The organism is Oleiphilus sp. HI0117 (genome assembly GCF_001635235.1).
In genome coordinates this window covers 1-6,354 of sequence record NZ_LWGA01000737.1, presented here as the reverse complement: position 1 = coordinate 6,354, position 6,354 = coordinate 1, and the positions used below count along the sequence as shown (strand labels likewise).

6 protein-coding genes are annotated in these 6,354 nt (G+C 45.7%); 1 reads left to right on the top strand and 5 read right to left on the bottom strand.

Translation table 11 applies throughout. The annotated features are described in order from the left end of the window. Positions 1-31: 31 nt before the first annotated feature. Positions 32-2,278, top strand: a complete 2,247-nt coding sequence (locus tag A3757_RS11415) for an EAL domain-containing protein (RefSeq protein WP_068739647.1) — start codon at positions 32-34, stop codon at positions 2,276-2,278. Positions 2,279-2,324: 46 nt separating this feature from the next. Here the strand turns inward: A3757_RS11415 and A3757_RS11410 are convergent, their stop codons facing one another. From A3757_RS11410 to A3757_RS11390, 5 genes are all read right to left on the bottom strand, one after another. Beyond that, the gene (locus tag A3757_RS11410; protein ID WP_082865497.1) at positions 2,325-2,972 is read right to left on the bottom strand and encodes a thioredoxin domain-containing protein; all 648 of its coding nucleotides are present in this window, start codon (positions 2,970-2,972) and stop codon (positions 2,325-2,327) included. Positions 2,973-3,036: 64 nt separating this feature from the next. Beyond that, complete coding sequence (gene arsJ, locus A3757_RS11405; RefSeq protein ID WP_068739645.1) at positions 3,037-4,263, bottom strand: organoarsenical effux MFS transporter ArsJ; 1,227 nt, start codon at positions 4,261-4,263, stop codon at positions 3,037-3,039. Positions 4,264-4,280: 17 nt separating this feature from the next. Continuing rightward, entirely contained in the window at positions 4,281-5,300 is a 1,020-nt protein-coding gene (locus tag A3757_RS11400; protein WP_068511229.1) for an ArsJ-associated glyceraldehyde-3-phosphate dehydrogenase, read from the bottom strand. 45 nt (positions 5,301-5,345) lie between these two features. Further along, a complete protein-coding gene (locus tag A3757_RS11395; RefSeq protein ID WP_068554984.1) occupies positions 5,346-5,582 on the bottom strand; it encodes a thioredoxin family protein in 237 nt (78 codons plus the stop codon). An 11-nt stretch (positions 5,583-5,593) separates the two neighbouring features. Next, the coding region (locus A3757_RS11390) for a permease (RefSeq protein WP_068739649.1) at positions 5,594-6,354 on the bottom strand (761 nt) is incomplete at its 5' end.

Genomic DNA, 6,354 nt, shown 5'->3' with positions numbered 1-6,354 from the left:
ATAACAATAATAAATGCAATAGAGGGTCGTTATGGATCAAGAGGTCCTGGAGAAATTATTACGCGCTCAGCAATCGATTACCGAAATGGTTTCGTCGGGCGCGTCTCTACCAGAGTGCTTGGAAGAAATCTGTAGTTCAATCGAGCAGGCCTTGGCAAGCAAGGCCGGCAAGAGCTCGATTCTTTTATTGAAAGGGAACAACTTACACCACGGCGCAGCACCGAGTTTGCCTAAGGCATATTGTGACGCTGTTAATGGTGTCGAAATAGGCGAAAGCGTTGGCTCTTGCGGCACGGCTGCGTTTACTAAGCGGCAGGTGATTGTTGCCGATATCGCTACAGACCCCTTGTGGGCGGACTTTAAAGGCCTTGCTTTACCTCACAACCTAGTCGCTTGTTGGTCGACGCCCATTGTCTCTTCAACAGGTGAGGTTTTGGGCACCTTTGCTATTTATTACCCCGAGATTCGCTTCCCTGAACCTGAAGACCTTGAGTTAATTGATCACTTCACTGGCTTATCTCGTATAGCAATTGAAAGAGAGTATTCAATGCAGCGTGAACAAGTCTTGAATGCCCAGCTAAAAACATCCAACGAAAAGCTCAAAGCTTTTATCTCCGTCATTCCCGATTTGGGCCTCATTCTCGATGAAGAAGGTAATTATATCGATATCTATGGTGGCAATGGTGAGCTACTGGTTGTCAATAGTTCAGAACTTATCGGTAAAAATATACGAGAAGTGATTGATTGTGATACCGCTGTTCAGCTGACTTCTGCTATTAGGCGGGCGCTCGAGTATTCAGAGCTGGAATTTCTTGAATATACTCTAGAAGTGAAGGGGGGACGCAGGGTCTTTGAAGGGCGAATCTGTCCGATCAATCATTACTTGCCTGAGCAGCCAGAAAAAAAGCATGTTCTGTGGATCGCCCGAGATATTACCGAAAAAAAGCAGGCAGAAGAAAATATTGAGAGGCTGGCTTACTATGATCCATTAACAGGCTTGCCGAACCGTAGAATGTTTAATGATTATCTTGATTGCACGGTAGATAAAATTGCTCGCTATGATTTAATCGGCGCATTGCTATTTATGGACCTGGATAATTTTAAACGAATTAACGACTCGCTGGGCCACACGGTCGGTGATCAGTTACTGGTCAAGATCGCTGACAATCTGAAACCATTCATTGGGCCCCAAACAAATTTATCGCGCCTAGGGGGTGATGAGTTTGTCGTCTTACTAGAGTCTAAGTCTAAAAATATTGATAACGTGCATCGTGAAGCAAGTAAGCTGGCTGAAAGTTTATTAGACGTGTTCTCGCAAACCTTGACTCTTCAGGACGCTCACTATGCCGTGCGTGCGAGTATTGGTATTTGTTTGATCCATGAAAAAGCAGTTTCCGCCAGTGAAATTTTGAAACGTGCTGACTCCGCGATGTATAAAGCCAAAAAGGCAGGTGGTAACCGCTACGCATTCTTTGACCCTGAGTTGCAAAGAATGGCTGACCTTCAATTAAGAATTGAGCGTGATATTGAAGCAGCGATATCAAAGAATGAGTTTGAAGCTTACTTTCAGCCCCAGTTGGATATGGGGGGAGCCTTAGTAGGAGCAGAAGCTCTGGTACGCTGGATTCACCCAGAGGAAGGGGTAATTAGCCCCGACAAATTTATTCCTATTGCTGAGCAGACCGGCGCGATCCATCGTATTCAAGAGATTGTCCTGCGCGAATCATGTGAGTTGATCGTTGCACTAAAAGAGACTGGAGCGTCTCATGATAGGTGTACGATGGCAATTAATATCAGCGCATGCCAATTCGACGTTGATTTGGAGGAACGCATTAAACTAGTGGTAGATGAGTTTTCGCTACCTACCTCGAAGTTTAAATTGGAAATCACTGAAAGTATGCTGATGGAAAACGTTGAGATGATTGTTGAAAAAATGCAGTCGCTTAAGAGCAAAGGTTTTAGATTCTCTGTCGATGATTTTGGTACTGGATATTCCTCTTTGGCTTATCTGCACTCCTTTCCAATTGATGAGTTGAAAATAGACCGAAGTTTTATCAAACAGATAGAGAGCAAAGGGACAGCGATTATTGATGCGATTGTTTCTTTGTCACAAAGCTTCGGATTGAGGGTTGTTGCCGAAGGGGTTGAGACCCGTGAGCAACTGGAAATTCTTGCCGAGAAGAATGTTTCATCCGTGCAAGGCTATTACCACGCCAAACCAATGCCTGCCCATGAGTTTATTACTTGGGTTACCAAAGCCAAGCGTTGCGAGAACTAAAATTGAGGTCAGAGTAAAAAATTATTTTTTACTCTGACCTCAATTATTATTTAGCGAGTTCCTTGGTAACTAAATCGTATAGCTCTTGTGATCCAAACTTGGGGAGCGCTTGTTCATTAACAAAAAAGGTTGGTGTCTTGCTAACTTGCAAAGCTCGAATATCGTCCTTCTCCCGTTGAAGGCGAGCGCTTATCTCATCTGAAGTCATATCGGCTTTCGCCTGTGTAATATCTAAACCCGCTGCTTCGGCAATAGGCCAAGCTTTATCCGCAACAACTTTATGGTTAACCGTCCATTCGGCTTGGGCTATGAGTAGTGCTTCAAGTACCTCTTTGAACTTGTTTTGGAGTCGCGCAGCTTCAAGCATTCTAACGATAGCTTCAGAGCCTTGGTGAAAGGTTGCATACCGAAGTACGATGCGTACATCCTTTTCATGTCTTGCTTGAATCTCTTTTACGAGAGGGTAAAAAGCTCTGCAAGCACCACATGCTGGGTCGAAAAACTCAACGATGGTGACTTTAGCCTCAGCAGGACCAAAGCTCGGAGAGTAAGGGCGTTCATATATGCTTCCTTGTTGTAGGAGCTCGTCGCTTTGCGGGCTTTCTTTGGAGTTCTGATCTTGTTGATAGGTATACCAAGTCAAAGGCAGAGATAACAAGAGACAAATAAGCGTAACACGGGTATTCATTTTCATAACAATTGTGGCCGTTCAAATAAGAAAGCGGTCTAGTTTACAGTCATGAACCGTAGGCTCAAGCTTAAGTGTTTACTGTGTTCGTTTTATGTTTGGGAAGAGCAAGTGAAATGGTCGCCGAAAGGGCGATAAATGTACTCGATACCCATAAACATGCTTCAAGGCCATAAGACTGGAAAATCCAACCTGATAGTACGGTGCTAACTAGCCTGCCCATGGCATTGGCCATATAGTAGAAACCCACATCTAAGGATACGCCATCGTCACTGGCGTAACTCACAATCAGGTAGCTGTGCAAAGAAGAATTTATAGCAAACAGGGCGCCGAAGGCGAGTAAACCTATTACGATCACCAGCTGTGCTGAAAGCGAGCTCGATAAGGCTAGTGCGATGCCCGCGGGTATCAGCATTAGAGGCAGCGCCCAGCCGAGCGCGCTATGGCCATCGGGGGCGCGCTTGGTCGAGCTTTGCGTAATCTTGGGGGCAAAGGACTGCACTAAACCATAGGCGATTACCCAGCTTGCAAGAAAGCCTCCTACAGACCAATGGTTCCAGCCGAACTCGCTCGCTAGATAAACGGGCAAGGCAACCACGAACCAAACATCTCTGGCACCAAACAGAAATAAGCGAGCTGCTGAGAGGGCGTTGATTGCCCGACTTTTAGAAAATATTTCAGTGAACTTCGGTTTGTTCTTTGCCTTGCCTAAGTCTTGTTTTAAGGCAAACATGCTACCCAGCCAAACCACAAACAAGCTTAGCGCCATAGCAAGAACGGCACCTTGAAAACCGAGAGTGGCCAGTAAAGCGCCGCCTAAAAAGAAGCCGACACCTTTCAAGGCATTCTTAGATCCGGTTAGAATTGCCACCCACTTATACAGTGTAGTTTGCGCATCTTTTGGAACCAGCAGCTTGATCGAGCTTTTCGCACTCATCTTGTTCAGGTCTTTAGCAATGCCTGAGAGAGCCTGAGCAGCCATGACCCAAGGCACTGTGAGCAAAGTGGCAGGAACGAGCAGCATTGCCAATGCGAGCACCTGCAGAGCCAGACCAATATTCATGGTTTTGTTGAGCCCCAAATGTGCGCCCAACCAGCCACCAAAAAGGTTGGTGATGACACCAAAGATCTCGTAAAACAAGAACAGCATGGCAATTTCGAGCGGGCTGTAACCCAAGCCATGAAAGTGCAATACGACTAACATCCTCAAAGCGCCATCGGTGAGCGTGAAAGCCCAATAGTTACCTGTTACGACCAGGTATTGCTTAATTTCTGGTGAGAGTTTATTGATATTCATGGTTTTCAAATATGGCCTTAGTGATTAATTTTCTGGTCGATGAGGCCGACTTTACGAACCAGCTCAGCTGTTCGATTGGCATAGCCCCATTCATTGTCATACCACACATAAAGCTTAAGTTGAGTGCCGTTAACCAGCATAGTTGAAGGCGCATCAATGATGGCTGAACGAGGATCGGTTTTGTAATCGATAGAAACCAGTGGCCGCTCTTCGTAACCGAGTATGCCTTGTAGTGCTTCTTCAGAAGCACTTTTTAATAGAGCGTTCACTTCTTCTACCGAGCTTTCTTTTTCTAGTTCGAATACACAGTCAGTGATCGATGCATTGGCTAATGGAACACGTACCGCATGACCGTTTAACTTACCTTTTAACTCTGGAAAGATATGAGTGATCGCCGTAGCTGAACCGGTGGTGGTTGGAATCAGGCTCATACCACAGGCTCGTGCACGTCGCAGATCCTTATGGGGCGCATCGAGAATGGTCTGGGTATTGGTAATATCGTGAATAGTTGTCATTGAGCCATGTTTAATACCTAGACTTTCATGGATCACTTTAACCACCGGCGCCAGGCAGTTTGTTGTGCATGATGCAGCAGTAATAATCGGGTAGACCTCTGGGTCATACAGGTCATCGTTCACACCCATCACAATATTTAGTACACCCTCTTCTTTGACCGGAGCGGTCACGACAACGCGCTTCACACCCTGATCGAGATAGGCCTGAAGTACCTGCTTGCTCTTCATTTTGCCGGACGCTTCGATAACAATATCGCAGCCTGACCAATCGGTTTCAGAGATCGTCTTATTTTGTGTGCAAGGAATCGTATGCTCACCGATAAGTATGCTTGAACCTTCACTACTTGCTTGATGAGCCCAAATACCGTGTACGGAGTCAAAATTTAACAGATGCGAGAGTGTAGCAGCGTCGCCAGCCGGGTCATTAATCTGAACAAATTCGATCTCCTTCCAATCGAATGCAGCTCTGAGTGAGAGTCTACCCATACGGCCAAAGCCGTTAATGCCTACTTTGATGGTCATAGTGATTTATCCCTTAGATAAGAATTATTTGATCAAATTTCTCTGTTAGCTTGTTAGCCACTCAGTTACTTGGTTTCGAGTTGGAATCGACCCGCTGTGAACAAGTTCCTCATTAAGAACAACGGCAGGTGTGCTCATTACCTGATAGTTCATAATTTCTTGAGGGCTGGTTTCTTTACTAACTTGAATTTGCTGGTCTAGTTCTGTCGCAATAGCCTGGATTAGGGCTGCTGTTTTTGTGCATTTAGCACAGCCTGTACCGAGTACTTTAAAAGCTTTCATTAGCTTTTCCTTTATATAAAAGGGCTAAGGCCGTTGAATAGCCAGCCTATGAGCGTGAATGATATGAGGAGCATAACGAATAGGGTGCCAAGTAATTTCCACTGCATGACTTGCTTGAGTAGGATGAATTCTGGAAAACTAGCAGCAACAGTACTCATGCAAAAGGCGAGCGTAGTACCTACAGGTAGCCCGTTGGTTATTAAGCTTTCCATAATCGGAATGACGCCCGTGGCATTAGAATAAAGTGGAATACCGAGTACTACAGCTGCAGGGACTGACCACCATTGCCCATCACCCAAGTGTGCTTCGATCCAGCCATCTGGTACGAAGCCATGTAAAGCAGCGCCGAGACCGACGCCAATAATTACCCATTTCCATACGCGGCCAAAAATCTCTGTTGCCTCACGTACTGCAAATTGATGACGTTGTTGAAAGCCAAGCGCTTGAGCTTTTGATGCTGTAGTTTGTGGCTCTTTTCCTTGTGCTTTGGAGAGGGCTTCTGCAGCAAAAGACTGTAACCATTTTTCGGCTTTGATGGTGTCTAGAAATAGGCCGCCAAGGATCCCAACCGTCATGCCCACCAATACGTAAATAAGGGTGAATTTCCAGCCTAGTAGACTTAGCAGTAACAGTATGGCCACCTCGTTAATGAGTGGTGAGGTAAGCAAAAAGGACATAGTAATTCCTACGGGAATACCCGCTGAGGTGAAACCTAGGAATACGGGAATGCTGGAGCAGGAACAAAACGGCGTGATTGCGCCAAAACTCGAAC

Excerpts from the sequence above, each read along its gene's own strand:
- A3757_RS11400 (WP_068511229.1), bottom strand. The coding sequence starts at position 5,300 with ATGACCATCAAAGTAGGCATTAACGGCTTTGGCCGTATGGGTAGACTC.
- arsJ (WP_068739645.1), bottom strand. The coding sequence starts at position 4,263 with ATGAATATCAATAAACTCTCACCAGAAATTAAGCAATACCTGGTCGTA.
- A3757_RS11415 (WP_068739647.1), top strand. The coding sequence starts at position 32 with ATGGATCAAGAGGTCCTGGAGAAATTATTACGCGCTCAGCAATCGATT.
- A3757_RS11395 (WP_068554984.1), bottom strand. The coding sequence starts at position 5,582 with ATGAAAGCTTTTAAAGTACTCGGTACAGGCTGTGCTAAATGCACAAAA.
- A3757_RS11410 (WP_082865497.1), bottom strand. The coding sequence starts at position 2,972 with ATGAAAATGAATACCCGTGTTACGCTTATTTGTCTCTTGTTATCTCTG.